At 45.7% G+C, this 18,761-nt stretch carries 12 protein-coding genes; 1 reads left to right on the forward strand and 11 read right to left on the reverse strand.

Translation table 11 applies throughout. The features are described 5' to 3' along the window. Window positions 1–29 precede the first annotated feature (29 nt). From BP95_RS0120940 to adhE, 7 genes are all read right to left on the reverse strand, one after another. On the reverse strand, window positions 30–857 hold the full coding sequence (locus BP95_RS0120940; RefSeq protein ID WP_036590578.1) for a carbohydrate ABC transporter permease: 828 nt from the start codon (window positions 855–857) through the stop codon (window positions 30–32). A gap of 2 nt (window positions 858–859) precedes the next feature. Continuing rightward, complete coding sequence (locus tag BP95_RS0120945) at window positions 860–1,744, reverse strand: carbohydrate ABC transporter permease (RefSeq protein WP_021253020.1); 885 nt, start codon at window positions 1,742–1,744, stop codon at window positions 860–862. 128 nt (window positions 1,745–1,872) lie between these two features. Then, window positions 1,873–3,237 carry an ABC transporter substrate-binding protein gene (locus BP95_RS0120950; protein WP_021253021.1) on the reverse strand — a complete coding sequence of 455 codons (1,365 nt, stop codon included), beginning with the start codon at window positions 3,235–3,237 and terminating at the stop codon, window positions 1,873–1,875. Window positions 3,238–3,536: 299 nt separating this feature from the next. Continuing rightward, window positions 3,537–5,174 (reverse strand): DUF4855 domain-containing protein, encoded by a 1,638-nt coding sequence (locus BP95_RS31060; RefSeq protein ID WP_231515152.1) that lies wholly within the window; start codon window positions 5,172–5,174, stop codon window positions 3,537–3,539. Window positions 5,175–5,644: 470 nt separating this feature from the next. Continuing rightward, the gene (gene pflA / locus BP95_RS0120960) at window positions 5,645–6,376 is read right to left on the reverse strand and encodes a pyruvate formate-lyase-activating protein (RefSeq protein WP_021253023.1); all 732 of its coding nucleotides are present in this window, start codon (window positions 6,374–6,376) and stop codon (window positions 5,645–5,647) included. 181 nt (window positions 6,377–6,557) lie between these two features. Beyond that, on the reverse strand, window positions 6,558–8,825 hold the full coding sequence (gene pflB / locus BP95_RS0120965) for a formate C-acetyltransferase (RefSeq protein WP_028533138.1): 2,268 nt from the start codon (window positions 8,823–8,825) through the stop codon (window positions 6,558–6,560). Window positions 8,826–9,326: 501 nt separating this feature from the next. Further along, on the reverse strand, window positions 9,327–11,954 hold the full coding sequence (gene adhE / locus BP95_RS0120970; protein ID WP_021253025.1) for a bifunctional acetaldehyde-CoA/alcohol dehydrogenase: 2,628 nt from the start codon (window positions 11,952–11,954) through the stop codon (window positions 9,327–9,329). 412 nt (window positions 11,955–12,366) lie between these two features. Here adhE and BP95_RS0120975 point away from each other — a divergent pair, with 412 nt between their 5' ends. Next, window positions 12,367–13,086, forward strand: coding sequence for a Crp/Fnr family transcriptional regulator (locus BP95_RS0120975; protein ID WP_021253026.1), 720 nt, complete (start codon window positions 12,367–12,369; stop codon window positions 13,084–13,086). A 159-nt stretch (window positions 13,087–13,245) separates the two neighbouring features. Here BP95_RS0120975 and BP95_RS0120980 read toward each other — a convergent pair whose 3' ends face one another. The 4 genes from BP95_RS0120980 to BP95_RS0120995 all read right to left on the reverse strand — a co-directional run bounded on the left by BP95_RS0120980 (window position 13,246) and on the right by BP95_RS0120995 (window position 18,567). Continuing rightward, entirely contained in the window at window positions 13,246–14,655 is a 1,410-nt protein-coding gene (locus tag BP95_RS0120980; RefSeq protein ID WP_051614150.1) for an alpha-L-fucosidase, read from the reverse strand. Window positions 14,656–14,927: 272 nt separating this feature from the next. Then, window positions 14,928–15,668 (reverse strand): hypothetical protein, encoded by a 741-nt coding sequence (locus tag BP95_RS0120985; RefSeq protein ID WP_028533141.1) that lies wholly within the window; start codon window positions 15,666–15,668, stop codon window positions 14,928–14,930. 153 nt (window positions 15,669–15,821) lie between these two features. Further along, the gene (locus tag BP95_RS0120990) at window positions 15,822–17,816 is read right to left on the reverse strand and encodes an ABC transporter permease (RefSeq protein WP_028533142.1); all 1,995 of its coding nucleotides are present in this window, start codon (window positions 17,814–17,816) and stop codon (window positions 15,822–15,824) included. Next, the gene (locus tag BP95_RS0120995) at window positions 17,788–18,567 is read right to left on the reverse strand and encodes an ABC transporter ATP-binding protein (protein WP_021253030.1); all 780 of its coding nucleotides are present in this window, start codon (window positions 18,565–18,567) and stop codon (window positions 17,788–17,790) included. Before BP95_RS0120995 ends, BP95_RS0120990 begins: the two co-directional genes overlap by 29 nt. Window positions 18,568–18,761 lie beyond the last annotated feature (194 nt).

The following is an 18,761-nucleotide window of genomic DNA, read 5'->3' on the forward strand; positions in this document are numbered from 1 at the left end:
TTACATTTCATGCAGAAACTATGAAAAGATTAGCCCTTAACCCCGCCTGCTGTGAGACCCTCAATAATTTTCTCTTGCAGGATAGCGTAGATGACCATAACAGGTACGACACTGTATACGATACCAGCCGCCATCTGCGCGTAGTTCGTGTTATACGTATCACGGAAGCCGACCATACCGACCGGAAGTGTACGCAAGTTGTCTGTTGAGATAAAGAAGTTTGCGAGCAAGAATTCATTCCAGTTGCCGAGGAAGTTGACAATGAATACGGTCACGAGCGCTGGTACCGTCAACGGCAAGATGACTTTGAAGAAAATGCCTGGTGCCTTCAAGCCGTCAATTACAGCTGCTTCCTCAATCTCAGACGGGAGACTTCGCATAAATGCCGCCAAGATAATAATCGTAAATGGTATTGCCCCTGCCGTGTAAGGAACATATAGGGCCCAGTGCTTATCGAGCATGTTCAAGTTCTTCAAGATGCCGTAAATCGGAAGCAGCAATGCATTGCCCGGAATGAGCAAGCCTAGCAAAATAAACTGGAACACTGCTGCACTCATCTTCTTATAGCGCATACGTGTAATCGCAAAAGATGCAAGAGACGCGATGAGAATCGTAGACACGGATGCTGCAAGAGAAATGTACAAGCTATTTACGAAATAAGTGCTAATTTTGGCATTGACCCAAGCTTTCACATAGTTATCCCAAGCAAATTCTGTCGGCAAACCGAATGGATTCGCTGCAATGGCTCCGTTGTCTGTCTTTACCGATGAGAACAAGACGAACAGGAATGGGAATAGAATAACCGCCAAATACAACAGTAGGAAAATATGAGGGGTGCCCTTTTTCAGCTGTTTCATCATTAGTATTCAATCCTTTCCGTTCTACGCGCAATAAGTACTTGGTAAAGCACAGTAACGATGAGCGTGAACACGAAGATAAGGACTGCGATGCTGTTCCCATAGCCATATTTGAAGCTTGTAATCGAATGCTTGATCATATAAGTTGCCATAACATCGGTTGCCCCTGCCGGGCCGCCCTTGGTCATAACGATGACGATATCTGCCGCCTTCATTGCACCTGCGATCGATAGCATAATAACCACGGAGATGATCGGCATAATAAGCGGAATCGTAATGCGCATCGCACGTTGAACGCCAGTTGCGCCATCAATCATCGCTGCTTCGTCAAGATCTTTCGGAATCGCTAGAATTGCAGCCAACACCATAACAATGTAGAAACCGGTCCACTGCCAAGCGTTCGTAATCAAGATCGAAATCATTGCCGTTTTCTTGTCTGCCAGCCACATAAGCGGATCGATACCGAACAAACCTAACAGCTTGTTAAGAAGCCCTGTGTCCGGATCGTAAATGAAGCCCCACAAAATACCGATGACGGCCGTGGACATAACAGACGGCATGAATACTGCTGTCTTGTACAATCCTTTCAAACGCTTGACATTGGAGATGAGCAGTGAGAAGAAAATGATTAACGGGACTTGGACTAACAAAGAGAACAAAATAAAGTATCCATTGTTCTTCACCGATTCCCAAAAGTCTGGCTTACTCATCACATTGAGATAGTTGTCAAAGCCAATAAATGTAACGTCCTTCGATATTCCGTTCCAACTCGTAAAGCTGTAGTAAATCGCATTGATTACCGGGTATATAAAGAATGCGATGAACAAAACGAGCGTAGGAAGCAAAAATAACACATATGTTAAGGGGTTTCTTAATGCTTTATTCATATGATTTCCCTCCGTCCGTCCCACATCGTAATCATACTGGTTGACTGCTGCTCAGGATGATAAATGAGCACCACCCCCCGATACGGACAGGTGGTGCTCCTTGTGGTCAAGCTTGCTTTTTATTTATCTTATTTCGATGCTGCGTTCGCTTCTTCTTGTACTTTTTGTACGGCATCCAGAGCCGCTTGTGGTTCAGCTTCGCCGCTAATCATTTTTTGGAGCTGTTGACCGAGTGCCGTATTCACATCCGCTTGTACGAGAGCGTCAAATGCAGGCCATGTGAATTTCACGTCTTTCATTTGAGCCATAATCGCTTGCAGCAAGTCGTTTCCTTGGGAAGCTTCATCCAGCTTCGCTTGGTCAACCTTCATTGCAGGGATAACGCCATCTTCCTTCAAGCCGCGTACTTGCATGTCTTCGTTATACAAGTTCTTGATGAACGCTTTTACCGCTTCCATCTTGCGTGGATCTTCAGCAATCTTGGAAGAGAATGCATAACCGTTGTTCGAGTCGAACATTACGCTGTAGCCTTCGCCTTCTTTAGCTGGAGGCATCATGAAGAAACCAGCTTTGTTATGCAATTTACCGGATTGTGTTGCATCAGCGAATACGGAAGATGCCCAAGATCCATCGAACATCATAACTGCTTCACCATTTACCAACTGTGTACGTTGTGTTGCATAGTCAAGACCAAGCTCGCCTTTTTTGAAGTAGCCTTTCTTGATCCAATCTTGGTGTTTCGCAAATGCTTCTACCATTTTTGGATCGTTCCACTTCGTTGTTCCTTTCGCAAATCCGGAAGTAATGTCCGCACCGCCGAAGTAGGACCACAACGTGTTTGTTGTCATCAATGGCACCCAAGCATCCTTGGAACCAATTGCGAATGGAATTTTGCCGTCAGCCTTTACTTTTTCAGCGATTGCTTCAAGCTCAGCCAATGTTTTTGGAATTTGAATTCCTTTTTCAGCGAAATAGTCTTTGTTATAGAAGTAACCTTCAATTGAAGCACCGATTGGCAAACCGTAGATCTTGTCTTCTACTGTCCATTGTGCAAGGGATTGGAACTTGTCCTTCAATCCAAGCTCATCCAGAATCGGAGCTACATCAAGTATAAGTCCATTCTCCGCGTACAATTTCACGTCTGGGTTACCGAAGGCATCAAAGATATCTGGAGGAGATCCGCTTCCCATTTCTGCACGAAGCTTCTCTTTACGGTTAACCTCAGAGTCAACACCGTCAAGCTTAATTGTTAGACCTGGAACTTCGGATTCTGTCTTCTTCACAACATCTTGCAAGATAGCGAAGCGATTTTTCTTCGAATCGCCTAGCTGCGTATGACGAAGTGTAAGCTCAAATGGTTCAACCTTTTTATCTTCACCAGCTGTTTGGTTCGCTGGCTTCTCAGAACCACTCTCTGTCTTCGATCCGCATCCTGTAAGCGCTGTCGTTGCGATGAACAGAAGCGTCAGAATCATTACCAATCCTTTTTTCATGTAAGGACCCTCCCGTATGTTTTTGTCTGCCAGTATCTTCTTGTTGTTTGGTACGCTTTTATTATAATTCGACAATGTCCTTCCTGTAAGGACGACATTTTAACTATTGGGGGATAAAATCCTCTAACAAATGAGGGATAAAATAAAACAGCGGTCAAAACCTCGATTTGAGGATTTGACCGCTAATTTGTGAAACAACTATAAGATTTGCTTGTCTAGTATTTCCCAATTCAGCTTACGCATTACAATTTTATAGAGCAGGTGATTGAATATAAGCTATTGCATTTGCATCCTCTAATTTAATTCCCTCTTGTGAAATTGTACAGCCTATCATACAGCGCACGTATGCTAGGATTCGTACTGTTTGCTGCATCGCGCAGAACCGGCCCGCTTCCTTTATAATACGCAGTAAAGCCTTTCCCCGCGAATCCATATTGATAGCCTGCGTTCATATAATCATTGAATCGGTTGCGGAACATATTATCCGTTAACATACGGTTGTCGAACTCGACCTCAACGCCCATACCATATCGTTTGGCAGTTTGAATACCATCTACAAGACGATCGATTGACAAATCTTCAAAAAAGTAGTTCGGTTGGTACGTCGCTGCATCGAAGCCTGCGTCCTTCCATATAAAACTCTTATAGGTCAAGGAATGCGGGATCCAGAACGATTTCAACCCTCTTGCATGAACATCCGAGTTCATCATCCGCAGGAAGTCTGGGGCTGACTTGGACCAGCTAATCTCTTCATCCACCCAGTACATGCCAACCAGTTCAAGGTTGGAGTAGTTGTTGGCATTCCAGCGGTTTTGTACCTCTTGCAGCCACCATCTGACTGCCTTCTGGCGTGTCGCCAAGGCTTTCTCTATGCCCACGCTGGCTTCACTAAAATTCTCGGTAATGCCGTCTCCGTCAATATCACCGAAATTCGTCGTTGTTTCTCCCGGATTTGGGAGCATTATGACAACCTTCGTTTTGTGGTTCGGCTGCCCTAGTTGGATTCCTACTTCCTTCGTTGCCTCATTCAACTGCTTTAAGTCACCTTGAGCGCCAAATGTTTTATCCAGATACCATTGCCAATCCGTCAGGAGTGAATTATTTCCGAAATCACGACCCGCCGGAGATTGGAGACCCAGCATCAACACACCATCAAAGAACCAATCCTGAACTTGACCTGCTTGATTCACGTAACCAATTTCCGGAATCAGGCTGTCTTTTGTCCACGCAGGAACGTCAGGATAATACCCATTATAGACAAGCGATAAATTACGAATTCCAGCAGTATCGACGCCTGGATACTGGAATTCGAACGGCTTCATATTCACGACAACTGCTCCATCAGCCTTGCCGTCTGTTCCCATAATTTCAATCTCATCTATAAATGTCCATGCCCGTGGATGCATCGAGAACACAACCTTCACGTAGCGTGCATAGGCCATCGTAGCACCTTGCCCTCCGCCTGCAACCCCATCTTTGCTGCCATTCCATACATAGGTTTGATCAATCGGAGGGCCATTCGTCCAGCCTCGTTCCGTTGCTTTGTGCCCGACAATTCCCCAATTAATACTATCATCTGACACATATATAGATACGCTCAACGGGAACAATATCGCAGAACCCGGCCAATCTTGAAGGAAGTGCGCCTTAACACTTGCTATCGATTTCCGTTGGCCCAAGTCAAACGTGACTTCCCGCGCCTTCTTCTTAATGTGCCCTACCCACGCTGGATCCGTCACATTCGCAGCGCCCTTAACGCCATTAGTCAGCTTGTTGCCTGGATCCGGATAATTCGATTCCGGCGCTTCCGACCAAGTGTAGGTTGAGCTCGGTGCAAGATTGCTGAGCTGTGGTGCCGCTTGAGCATTCGGCATGTTCGGAATGATTGACAATACCAGCATCATGCTAAGCACAAGTGCTGTCATCTTTTTCTTCATAATCAATATCCCTCCTTTATACGTTCATTTTCGAAGAATACGGCCCGGATCATCTAATGATTAAGCTGCAATCATACCTCCTCTATTCATAAATTCATCCAAGAAAGCTGATCCCTCATGATGCCTGATGCCTTTTCTATGTTGAACCAGTAGCTAACAGCATCTCTTCACCTACTAGTCATGAGGACAATAGAATGCATTTCAACAGCATATATGTTTGGCGATAAAATATTTTATATGATAGCGCTTCCATTATAGATTAGGGGGATTTCCTTTTTTTTCATCCTTACAGCGCATTATAGTTTTTTCCTTCCATTTTAGAAATAGTTCTTTTCGATCATTTTACACACAATACTATTGAATGCACGTTCTAAGTGAACACTCTTTCCTCTATTGCAACAAAAAAAGAGATGACCTCTTCCCTGCTAGGCAAGTCATCTCTCTTCCTATATAAATAGATATGAAATACACTATACGCTCGTCTGCCTGCGGCCCTTCTCAATAAGCGCATAAGCACGCTCCACCTCTTCTGCAGTCGGGGAAGGAATCCCTTCAAGCGGATACTTCTCACCTAGCTGTTCCCACTTGTATACGCCCATTTGATGGTACGGCAGGATTTCGAATTTCTCAACACCTTGCAGTGTACCGATAAAACGACCCAGTTCAAGCAAATCCTCTTCATCGTCGTTAATCGTCGGTACGAATACGTGGCGAATCCACATTTTCTTGCCATGCTCAGATAACCAACGCGCCGTATCCAGCGTACGTGCATTCGGCACACCTGTAAGTGCAATATGTTTCTCATTGTTAATATGCTTAATATCCAGCAGTACTAGATCCGTAACATTCATCAATTCTTCGAGCTTCGCTACTTCGTTGAAACCGTTCGAATCCAGGGTTGTATGCAGATCCCAGCGCTGCTTCACTTCACGGAATAGCTCTCTAACGAATGCAGCTTGCAGCGTTGGCTCCCCGCCCGATACGGTCAAACCGCCGCCAGAGCTGCGGTAATAAGGCAAGTAAGGTTCAATTTCAGCAAGTACTTCCTCAAGTGTCATTTCTTTGCCGTCACCTAAGCTCCATGTATCACGGTTATGGCAATATTGGCATTTGAGCGCGCACCCCTGCATGAATAAAATAAATCGTATGCCAGGTCCATCAACGGTACCGAATGTTTCTAACGAGTGAATACGTCCGATCATCTCTATCACTTTCCTCTCCAGCCCATTACAACCTGCTTACATGACAAGAGGGGCGCTCCCTCCCTGCCATTGACCGAAAGGTACTAGGCATGTGGTGTAGTTGCGCCCCTTTACTTATCAAATATCGAGTATATCCTTTACATTGCTCAACTTACTTCGATTTCAACCGTTCAGAAGGTTCTTACATCGAACCATGGAATGTGCGGTTGATTACATCCAATTGCTGCTCGCGAGTCAGTTTGATGAAGTTAACTGCATAACCCGATACGCGAATTGTCAATTGCGGGTAGTTCTCTGGATGTTCCATCGCGTCCATCAGCTGTTCACGGTCGAACACGTTAACGTTCAGATGGTGCGCATTGCTGCCGAAGTATCCATCCATCATCGATACGAGGTTGGATTTGCGAACATCAAGTTCTTTACCAAGCGCCTTAGGCACGATGGAGAATGTGTTCGAGATTCCATCCAAGCTGTGCTCATATGGAAGCTTCGCTACCGAACTAAGCGATGCGAGCGCACCCTTCTTATCGCGGCCATGCATTGGGTTCGCACCTGGAGCGAACGGTTCGCCAGCTTTACGTCCGTCAGGAGTTGTACCTGTCTTCTTACCGTACACAACGTTCGACGTAATCGTCAGTACCGATTGTGTTGGCAATGCATTGCGATAAGCTTTGTGCTTGCGAATCATGTTCATGAACGATTCAACAAGTTCAACAGCGATGCTGTCTACGCGATCATCGTTGTTACCGTAGCAAGGATATTCACCTTCGATTTGGAAGTCAACGGCAATGCCTTCTTCGTTGCGAATCGGTGTTACCTTAGCATATTTGATTGCACTCAGGGAGTCAGCTGCTACCGACAAGCCGGCAATACCGCAAGCCATTGTGCGCAAGATTTCTTTATCATGCAGCGCCATCTCAATGCGCTCATAGCAATATTTATCATGCATGAAGTGAATCACGTTCAGTGTGTTCATGTACAACTTCGCGAGCCATTCCATCATCTGCTTGAAGCGTTTCACGACTTCGTCGTAGTCCAATACGTCGCTTGTGATTGGAGGAAGCTCAGGTCCTACTTGCAAGCCAAGCTTCTCGTCTTTACCGCCGTTGATTGCGTACAGCAAGCATTTCGCCAAGTTGGCGCGAGCGCCGAAGAACTGCATTTGCTTACCGATACGCATTGCGGATACGCAACATGCGATACCGTAGTCGTCACCATAGATTGGGCGCATCAGGTCGTCATTTTCATATTGAATGGAGCTTGTTTCAATCGATACTTTCGCACAATACTTCTTGAACGCTTCAGGAAGCTTCGTCGACCAGAGTACAGTTAAGTTAGGCTCTGGAGCAGGTCCCAAGTTGTACAAGGAATGCAAGAAACGGAAGCTGTTCTTCGTTACACGTGTTGTACCGTCAGAAGCCATACCACCGATCGATTCTGTTACCCAAGTTGGGTCACCGCTGAACAGGTCGTTGTAAGCAGGTGTGCGCAAGAATTTAACGATACGCAATTTCATAATGAAATGGTCAACCAATTCTTGAGCTTCTTGCTCTGTCAAAGTACCTTCTTGAATATCGCGTTCCACATACACATCGAGGAACGAGGATACACGACCAAGGGACATTGCTGCACCGTTCTGTTCTTTGATGGCTGCCAAGTAACCGAAGTATACCCATTGGAACGCCTCTTGTGCGTTGACAGCTGGTTTCGAAATGTCCATACCGTGCATTGCAGCCATTTCTTTCAATTCAGCGAGTGCGCGAATTTGTTCTGAAATTTCTTCACGGTCACGGATAGTAACTTCATCCATTGCATCCAGCTCAAGATTATTCAGATCGTTTTTCTTTTGTTTAATCAAGAAGTCTATACCGTACAGCGCTACACGGCGGTAGTCACCGATGATGCGGCCGCGGCCGTAAGCATCTGGCAAGCCTGTGATAATACCAGCTTTACGCGCCATGCGCATGTCGGATGTATAAGCATCGAATACGCCTTGGTTGTGTGTTTTGCGAATGTCTGTGAAAATTTTGATAACATCTTCCGGCATTTCGAAGCCGTATGCTTTACAAGCATCGATCATCATCTTAATACCGCCAAATGGTTGAATCGAGCGGCGGAACGGAGCATCCGTTTGTACACCTACTACTTTTTCTTTTTCTTTATCTAAGTATCCCGGTTTGTGCGATACGATCGTTGAAGGCGTGTTAACATCAACATCCCATACACCACCGCGTTCACGTTCTTCTTTGGAGAGCTGGCTCACGATATCCCACAGATCCTTCGTATTTTGCGTTGGACCTGCCAAGAATGCTTCATCGCCCAAGTAAGGCTTGATGTGTCCGTCCAAGAAGTTCGGGACATCCACGTGTGTTTGCCATTTGCCTGCTTTGAATCCACGCCAAGGATTCATTTCATTTGTTTCTGTCATGTTCTTTTCCATCACCGACATCGTAATCCCTCCATACATGTTTGTTTTTCTGTATGTGTTGTAATCGAATTGAAAGCACACACCCAGCAAGATGTTCTCGTTCCCATTTCACATTGCTTGTGATGATTTTCACGAAAAAGGCTGCAAGGCGGTTATCTTATCTTTCGCATTCGTTCGATAGCTGCCTTTTCGTAATGCCGAGTGAGGCTATGCAGCAAGTTTTTTAGAGGCGAATTCTGAACCTTTTTCGTTCCTCCCTTGCTACGCCTTCATTGTACCTCTTTTCACACTTTCAATTATGTGATATTTATCACAATATAAGCTAGACAAATGATTTTTTTCACATAATATAATTCAAAATGTTGTAATCTCCACTGCTGCCCTGCTTTTTGCAGGTGGTTAGCACTTAATTAGCACTCGTTTACCGCATTATAAGCAATGGTTCAGAAGTTGATTATACAACAAAGACAGCGGGGAAGATCTTCCCCGCTGCCCACTGCCCTGCTATCGTATCATTCTAACTTATTCAAATCGTCCATAGAATGCGTTCCGATATACATCAGCCAACTCTGTTACGAGTGGAAGCTTCGGATTCGCTGTTGTACATTGGTCTTCAAAGGCGCGGTCTGCCAAGTAATCAACATTGGATTCGAAGTCCTTGGCATCGAAGCCAATTGCTTGGAACGATTCTGGAATACCCAGTTCGCGGTTCAATTCCCGAATTGCGTTGATAAGGCTGTTCACGCCCTCTTCCGTGGTGCGGCATGGAAGACCGAGGATGCGTGCAATTTCCGCGTAGCGCTCATCTGCTACGAAGTGGTCATATTTCGGGAACGAAGCGTACTTCGTTGGTTTCTTCGCATTGTAGCGAATGACATGCGGCATGAGAATCGCATTCGTGCGACCATGTGCAGTATGGTATTGCGCTCCCCATTTATGCGCCAAGCTGTGGTTGATGCCTAGGAACGCATTCGCGAATGCCATACCAGCAAGTGTCGATGCGTTGTGCATTTTCTCGCGCGCTTTCGGACATGCTTCATGATGGGATTTCACCAAGTTCTCGAACACGAGCTGAATGGCCTTTATTGCCAGACCATCAGTATAGTCGCTTGCCATTACCGATACATACGCTTCAATCGCGTGCGTCAAAACGTCCATTCCCGTATCAGCAACTGCCGTCTTCGGCAAGCTGTACACGAACTCTGGGTCAATAATCGCTACGTCCGGCGTCAGCTCATAATCAGCTAGCGGATATTTCGTATTGCCTTTTTCCTTATCCGTAATAACCGCGAACGAGGTTACTTCCGAACCAGTACCCGAAGTCGTTGGAATTGCGACGAACTTCGCCTTCTGGCCAAGACGTGGATACTTGAATGTACGCTTGCGGATGTCTAAGAACTTCTGCTTCAGGTTATCGAATTCAGCATCTGGATGTTCGTAGAATAGCCACATGCCCTTCGCTGCATCCATCGGCGAGCCGCCGCCCAAGGCGATAATGCAGTCTGGCTCGAAGCTGAGCATCATTTCTGTACCACGTTCCACTGTTTTCGTCGAAGGATCTGGCTCGACATCCGAGAACACTTCAATGACGACTGGGTTGCGGCGTTGACGCAAATAGTATTCCAGCTTCTCCACGTAGCCCAGCTTCACCATCATTGGGTCGGTAACAATCATGACACGGCTAATATCCGGCATCTTCGCCAAGTACTGTGTTGCACCCTTCTCGAAGTAAATCTTATTTGGCACCTTGAACCATTGCATATTCACTGTACGCTTCGCCACCCGTTTAATATTCAGCAAATTGACCGCTGTTACGTTCGAAGAAGTTGAGTTGCGGCCATACGATCCGCAGCCAAGTGTCAACGAAGGAATATTGGTGTTGTACAAGTCTCCAATCGCGCCATGAGTAGAAGGAGAGTTGACCAGAATGCGGCCTGTTTGCAGACGGTCGGCGAACTTACGAATTACCTCGTCATCATTCGAGTGGATGACCGAAGAGTGACCCATACCGCCAAATGCCACAATTTCAGCCGCGCGGTCAACGCCTTCTTCTGCGGTCTTCACCTTGTAGCAAGCAAGCACGGGGCTCAGCTTCTCTGCAGACAGTGGGAACTTCGGCCCCACACCATCCAGCTCAGCTACAAGTATTTTCGTTGTATCTGGTACTTGAAGTCCGGCCATCTCAGCAATTTTCTTTGCAGATTGGCCCACGATGTTCGGATTCACCGCACAGGTGTCTGTCTTCATTGCCATCGCTTGGAGCTTGCCGGTCTCTTCCTTATTCAAGAAGTAGCAGCCCTGTGTGGTCATCATTTTCTTCGTTTGTGCGTAAATCGGCTCTTCAATGATGACGGCTTGCTCGGATGCGCAGATCATGCCATTATCGAACGTCTTGGACAGAATCAAATCCGTTACCGCTTGATTCAGATCTGCCGTCTTCTCGATGAAGCACGGCACGTTACCTGGGCCAACGCCTAAGGCAGGCTTGCCGCAGCTATAAGCGGAGCGAACCATACCAGCACCGCCTGTCGCCAGGATTAGCGCCACATCAGGGTGGTTCATCAAGCCGTTAGTCGCATCCATCGACGGATACTCAATCCATTGGATACAATGCTCAGGAGCACCATATTTCACTGCTGCCTCATGCAGGATGCGAGCTGCTTCCGCACTGCATTTCTGAGCGGATGGATGGAAGCCGAAAATAATCGGGTTGCGTGTCTTTATCGCGATGAGCGCCTTGAACATGGTTGTTGAAGTTGGGTTCGTTACCGGCGTAATCCCCATGACAATTCCAACCGGTTCCGCAATCTTCATATAAGCACCCTGCGGATTGTCCTCGATGACACCTACCGTTTTGTCATACTTGATATAGTTGTGGATATATTCAGTTGCGAAAATGTTTTTCGTAATTTTATCTTCATACACACCGCGGCCCGTTTCTTCAACAGCCATCTTGGCAAGCATCATATGCTTATCCAAGCCAGCGAGTGCCATTTGCTGTACGATCTTGTCTATCTGCTCTTGGTTCATGTCCATAAATGCTTCCTGCGCCTTATTCGCGCGGTCAATCAGTTGCTGAATGTGCTTCGTAACATCGACTTGCTCCGTTTTTTTCTCTACAGTTGGTTTCGTTTCTTGTTTTGTCGCCATTCTCTCCGCCTCCATTCATGGATACCTTGCAATGAACCTAAGAAAGGGTTTCTCTATACGGTGTGTCTGCTGTTCTGTTACGATCCTTTTCTGAGGTTCGTGTTGGTTACAATTGTTTGTGAATCATTTCACACTTTCATTGTATCCATCTTTCGCGTGTTAGTATGTGATTAATTTCACAACTCTGATTGATTTTGCTTATTTTTTTATTTCTCCCCGATTTTATTTGATTGGCGTGATATTAATCACTCGATTTAACCAAACTGTAAATAATTTTAATCGTAAATAAATTGACAACTGCGTGCGGAACATCCATGATAGTAATACGTATTCATATAGTGAAACTTGTCACATGGAATTCTTTGGGTCAAAATTACTAAAATTTGAAATATGTAAATTGGAGGGGAACAGAGTGACTAACATCACCGACAAATTTGGAGAGCCCTGCAATACCTCTTGTTTCTCAGAACAGAATGTAGAACGATTAATCAATATCGGTAAAGAACGTACCTATCCTGACAGCTCTCATCTCTTCTGGGAAGGAGATCTATCTGATAAGCTGTTCCTCCTGAAGAGCGGACGTGTAAAAATCACAAAGTCTACAGATGAAGGCAAAGAGCTAATTCTGTACATGTATCAAGCTGGGGATTTAGTCGGCCAAGTTGATCCATTCCATAGTACAAAGCACACATTCACAGCGGAAGTCCTTGAAGAAGCTGAGGTATTGCTTATTGAGCAGAAGGATATTGAGATTCTCATATGCCAGCACTGCGACTTCTCGATCGATTTCATGAAGTGGATGGGGATCCATCACCGCCTGACTCAGACCAAGTTCCGCGATCTAATGATGTATGGTAAACCAGGCGCGCTATGCTCCACTCTCATCAGATTGTCCAATACTTACGGTGAAGAATTAGAAGACGGCGGTCTCCTGATCAACAAAAAAATTACACATACCGATCTATCGAATATGATCGGCGCTACTCGTGAGAGCGTCAATCGTATGTTAAGCGATCTTCGCAAACGCGATGTTATTGAATATGAGAATGGTATGATTGTCATTCGCGAATTAGAACACCTGCGGGAAGTATGTCATTGTGAAATGTGCCCGAATGAAATTTGCCGCATCTAATACAAAACGCCCTCATGCAAGCTCATGGCATGAGGGCCTTACTTCTGTTTACCTCTACAGATAGGGTACTGCTAACGGTTTCCCGATATGAATAAGGAACATGTCCATTCCATTCTACTCCCTACCCATTGTACTTTCCTCACTGATCTTCTAATGCACTTAATTGGCTGTTAGACGGAACACATGTGCAATTGGTGCCTTATCCCCTACTTCATGTGCGGGCAGCTTTACATGCAATCCTGCTTCGTCAGAGTGGAATTGAAGCTTCTCATCCGCCCCTACCAAATGAATAGCCGTTACCTTGTCTGTATACGGAAGAATGATGTTATCGTTAACATTAGTATCTTCAGAAGGATATAAATACGTACAATATACCGTATCGTCCTTACGTGTAAAGGCGCAGCGCTGTGTAAAGTAAGGAGCGCAGATGCGCGTTCCATAGACAGCTTCCCCATAGGTGCCCATCCACGCGCCAAGTTCCTTGATGCGAGCAATCGCCCCTTCAGGAATCCGGCCATCCGGCTGTGGCCCAACATTTAGAGCCAGATTTCCTCCCTTGGCGACTACCTCCATCAGAATATGAACAAGCTGCCGGGTTGTCTTGTACTTGTCCTCAAAACGGAAGGAGAAGGATGTTCCCATTGTAATGCAGCTTTCCCATGGTACATTCATCGCATCACTTGGAATCGTCTGTTCCGGCGTAATAATGTTCTCATATGGCCCTCCAACCGTACGGTCGGCAGATAGCAGCCATGGCTGCTTCTCTCTAGCTTTCTCCACGACTTCTCCGAGACGGATATCCTGAGATACACGGCTCTCCTTGCATACCCAGCCAGCATCCAACCACAATACATCGATACGTCCGTAGTCTGTTAACAGCTCCATGATCTGTTCATGAGTAAACTGAACGAACTGCTCCCACAATTCAGGATACTCCTGCGGATTATAGGACGGGCCCCGCCACGTTGGGTTGCTTCGCTCCATCCCTGGTGCCCAATAGGTAGGTGTATGCCAGTCTGCCTTAGAGAAATAGGCTGCAATCGCCAATCCTCTGTCACGGAAAGCATCAAAAAGATGCCTGCATACATCTGCGTACTTATGGGTATGGAATGGCGTCTGTGCACCTGTTATCCGATAGTCCGTTGTTTTGGTGTCCCACATGCAAAAACCATCATGATGCTTCGTGGTAAAAATCAAATACTTGAAGCCGCCTTCAACAGCAAGATCCGCCCATAATTCCGGCTGGAAGCGCAGCGGATTAAATGTCTTATTTAGATCGAAGTATTGCTGCTTCAGCTCTTCGGCATCATAATCCCAATCCACACTATCTCGCGACCACTCTTCATCGACATCACTAAGCGCCCACGACTCTACGATACCGAGCTGGGAATAGGTTCCCCAATGCATCATTAAGCCCAGCTTCTGATCCTTGAACCATTCCAGCTGTTCGAGCAATTCAGGGCGATCTGGCTTCACCCATTCGTCTTCCCCACTGAAGTTATGTACCCCTTGCTGAACGATCTGCTCATCCTCACGTTGTTCTGCCTGTTGCTGAATGGTTTCACTCATCTCGCTTATCCTCCTCTGTCTGTTCATTGATGAAATAGAACCATTGTACTAACAAAAATATCTATTTCTAGTTAACCAGAAACCGCTCTCAATCTGCAATACAAAAACAAGGACACAAGAAAATTACGGGGAAAATGAATAAACGAGCGGAAAATTCTATAAATGGTGTCTTTGTCAAGGATCGTGCACATCATGCATCTCAACGCAAAAAAGCCCCCAACATGTGACGCGCGTCCCGCGCTCACATTGAGGACTGTATGGATATGCATCCTTTATGGAGTGATGATAAATTCAATCTGGTCATCTGGCTGCAGAACAAGCTTCCGTCCCTCGACCACCGTCATCTTCTTCCCATTTACCTTTAATGCAAAGTCTATCGTTTTTTCCATTTTTCGCTGACCAATGTGCAGCACTTGCTTGCCGTCATCTGACAAGGAGATTTGTGCAAACTCATCAATTAGATCGTTAACATTCATATTCTCTTTCCAGCTGACCACATAGGTATTGGTCATTTCTGGGATCGTAGTGCCTCCGTCGATACTCAATGTCAGTCCTGCAGTAGGCAGGGAATTCGTCTTGACATCCATTCGCTTCACAAACACAACAACCGTATCACCGGGGCCAACGATCTTCTCCATCGCTGCAGGTTGCCTAAGCTCTTCATCATTGACCACGATGCCCCATCCCATCTTCGTATCCAGGGCAACATCTCCGACGGACATGATCGCACCATCCTCTTCAGAGATCTTCACAATTCCTGTCTGCTTCAAGGAATCGGTAACGGTCATGCCTGACTTCCAATCAATTTCAATGCGTTCTGACAAGTTTGGTATATAGGAACCGCCCTCGATTGTAACAGTCACCTTCGAAGCCGGACTAGCTTGCTCTTCTGCCTGCTGCTCCTGCTCAGTTGTCTTGGAGCAAGCAGTGATTATGCATATCAACAACATCAGTACAACAAGAACTTTGGAGTGTTCGGCGTAGTTGCGAATGCGTAGCCATCGTCTTTTCATTACGTCAACTCACTTTCTTGCCTTCTCTACCTATAAACATACAGGTTTCTTAGTCTATTATGCAATAAGATGAGCAAGAAATCGTATCAATCCCGTAACAAAATCCGTCGGATTTACAACTCGTTCGACATAAATACGAGAGTTAGCCCTTATTTATACAACTACTTCCTCTAATATTTTCCTCATATAGGTTTTTCGTGCAGCGAAGAAGAAGAGCGCCTGCATCACAACGAACATGCTCACGACTGTCAATGCATACCCCATCATGTTCGAATTAACCAGGTTGCTCAGTGTCTTCAAGGCGAACAATGTATGAACGCTCCCTACCATGCATGGTGCGAAGAAGATAAGTCCTACTTGGAACGTAACAACACGACGGATCTCCGCAATCGACAAACCAATTCGCGTTAACCCCTTGAAGTATGCCTGATCATCCTGAAGTTCGGTGAACAATTTGAAGTAGATGACACTTCCGCTCGCGATAAAAAATAACAAACTAATAAACAATCCGATGAACATCCCTAGAGAGGACACTTGGTTCGTGCTGCTCCAATCATACACCCTGCTTGAGATTCTGATACTGTCATCTTCCTCTTCGTTAAACGACACGTGCTCCCGGATCTTTTTGTCTAAGGCCAAGGAATACTCCCAATCCGACCAATTGAATGCATGTCCATATCGAGCTCGGTCAGCCGGCGCCTTATCGAAAAAAGGGGCAAACAACTTATCGCTAACGACTAACACATTGTAAACGCCGATACCTGAATTGATTACATTTCTTGTGGTCTTTTCCCGAATATGCCCGGATACCTTTGTAGACGTATCACGAATATGCCCCGATACCTTTGTAGACGTATCACGAATCATGATCGTTACAGGCCCAGGATATCCCAAATATAGTTTCGAATCACTTGGTTCATCCACATTCAAGGGCTCACGAAGAACAAGAACCATCTCATTGTTCATAAGGGATAGGGGTTGTCCCCCCTCCATCGCAATGATCCGATTATAATCAGACACACTAACCATTGCTCCATAATTCTCTGACAATTCAGCTTGCATGTAATACACTTCAACATATCTGAAGGCAGCATCTTGTTCTATCTCGTTCTTTGTGCTGTCCCCCCAAGCCTTTATCATATCCGGTTTGATCGGCTGCTGTCTGTCCTTCGTCCAGGTGATGACGTAGCTTTGCGGCATATCATTCAACTGCTGCCGCTTCATCGTCTGATCGAACGCATAAAAGCTTGCGGTTGCTGTCAACACTACTGCGCACAAGATGGATACATTGAACAGCACACGTGCATTGTCCTTCAGCTTGAATGCTGCTTGCGAGATATTCAGCAGATTGGTTCTTCGATAATAGACGCGCTTATTTCGCTGCAGTATGCGGATAATGGCTACACTGAACTGCGTATAAAAGAAATAGGTGCCCAGCACCGTGAATCCTAATATCGGCAACGCGGTTAGGCCGAACAACTGTATAGTTGTAACATAAGCCAGACTATATCCGAGGGCTAGCGAAAATACAGAGAGAATGACGAGCACCCATGAGAATTTAGGCGGTGATTTCGGCTCTTTATGCGCCCGTATGAGCTCAACAATTTGGCTGCGCCCTACTTTTCTCAATGAATATACGGTAATACACGTAAACAAAATCAAGTACCCTGCCGATGTTAATAGGATTGCTTTCGGAACAATATAAAAAGTAATCGGGGTATCGACAGCCAGTATGTGGGATAAAGCCATCAAAAACAGCTTCGTCATAAAGGCGCCGATTCCCATTCCTACTGCAATGGCTAGGATGGAAATAATCATGTTCTCATAAAATACGAGTCTTCGTAACTGCAGCTTGGTCATTCCGAACAGAGTAAGTAAGCCGAATTCCTGTTGTCTGGATTTCAAAAATGCAGAACTCGAATATAACGTAAAGAAAAAAGAGAAGATGATGATCAAATACTCGCACATCATCATCACTTCTCGAACTCGATGTCCACCAGGCACTTGTCCATTAACTACGTCAGGATGGTAAATAAATGCCGCATACATAAAGAAAATCATTACCGCGAAAACACTGCTCAAAAAATAAGCGCTGTATCGATGCCAATTCCCCTTGATATTACTTGTAGCGAGCTGTCGGAATGTCATCGAAGTTCCCCCCTAACAAGCTTAGCGAATCTAAGATGTGTTGGAAGAAAATCTGTCGATTGGCACCACGTCGCAGTTCGGAGAACAATCTGCCGTCCTTAATGAATAAGATTCGTTTGCAATAACTCGCCGCAAAAGCATCATGCGTGACCATCAATATAGTACGATTCGATCGCTCATTCAAATCTTCGAGCGCAGTCATAACATCCTTCGCAGCCTTGGAATCCAAGTTGCCTGTCAGCTCATCCGCGAGAAGCAGAGATGGCTGATGAATGACTGCGCGTGCAATCGCCGTCCGCTGCTTCTGACCACCTGAAATTTCATAAGTACGCTTATCCAATATATGATCAATGCCAAGCCAGCTCGCCGTTTCTAGCAGTCTGCGCTCAATCTCTCTAGCCGAGATGCCGTCAAGAGCAAGCGGCAATATAATATTCTCCCGAATACTTAACGTATCCAGCAGATTGAAGTCTTGGAAGACATAACCGAGCTCTCTTCTACGAAAATAGGCCAACTTCCGATTGCTCAGCTTCGCCGGATCCGTCCCGTTAATAAACACATCTCCAGAAGTTTGCTTGTCTATCGTAGCTAATATGTTCAAGAGTGTCGTCTTGCCACTGCCTGATGGCCCCATAATCCCAACAAATTCCCCTTCATCGATCGTTAGATTGATATCTTGAAGAGCCGTATAGGTCATGTTTCCTCGTGTTCCATATACTTTGGATAATTGCTTAGCTTCTAATACAGGCATAGGTGTCCGCCCCTTCCTCCTTGCTTACGCTCCAGAATCCTCATGTATACACACAGTATACCCTTTCCCTTCTTCCTGCCAACATCGAATTGGCTTTCAATCCCCTCTACCACCTTACAAAGTTGTCACATTCGCCTGATCCTATAACAATAGCCCTCTTCCTCATGGAAAAGGGCTTCAGGGTAAGCGCTTGT

Origin of the sequence: Paenibacillus sp. UNC217MF (genome assembly GCF_000686865.1) — a bacterium.
Taxonomy (GTDB): domain Bacteria; phylum Bacillota; class Bacilli; order Paenibacillales; family Paenibacillaceae; genus Paenibacillus_B; species Paenibacillus_B suaedae.

Bases quoted from the DNA above. Each gene is read 5' to 3' on its own strand.
- BP95_RS0120985 (WP_028533141.1), bottom strand. From the start codon at position 15,668: ATGAAAAGACGATGGCTACGCATTCGCAACTACGCCGAACACTCCAAA.
- BP95_RS0120940 (WP_036590578.1), bottom strand. From the start codon at position 857: ATGAAACAGCTGAAAAAGGGCACCCCTCATATTTTCCTACTGTTGTAT.
- BP95_RS0120945 (WP_021253020.1), bottom strand. From the start codon at position 1,744: ATGAATAAAGCATTAAGAAACCCCTTAACATATGTGTTATTTTTGCTT.
- BP95_RS0120990 (WP_028533142.1), bottom strand. From the start codon at position 17,816: ATGACATTCCGACAGCTCGCTACAAGTAATATCAAGGGGAATTGGCAT.
- adhE (WP_021253025.1), bottom strand. From the start codon at position 11,954: ATGGCGACAAAACAAGAAACGAAACCAACTGTAGAGAAAAAAACGGAG.
- BP95_RS0120995 (WP_021253030.1), bottom strand. From the start codon at position 18,567: ATGCCTGTATTAGAAGCTAAGCAATTATCCAAAGTATATGGAACACGA.
- pflB (WP_028533138.1), bottom strand. From the start codon at position 8,825: ATGTCGGTGATGGAAAAGAACATGACAGAAACAAATGAAATGAATCCT.
- BP95_RS31060 (WP_231515152.1), bottom strand. From the start codon at position 5,174: ATGAAGAAAAAGATGACAGCACTTGTGCTTAGCATGATGCTGGTATTG.
- pflA (WP_021253023.1), bottom strand. From the start codon at position 6,376: ATGATCGGACGTATTCACTCGTTAGAAACATTCGGTACCGTTGATGGA.
- BP95_RS0120980 (WP_051614150.1), bottom strand. From the start codon at position 14,655: ATGAGTGAAACCATTCAGCAACAGGCAGAACAACGTGAGGATGAGCAG.
- BP95_RS0120950 (WP_021253021.1), bottom strand. From the start codon at position 3,237: ATGAAAAAAGGATTGGTAATGATTCTGACGCTTCTGTTCATCGCAACG.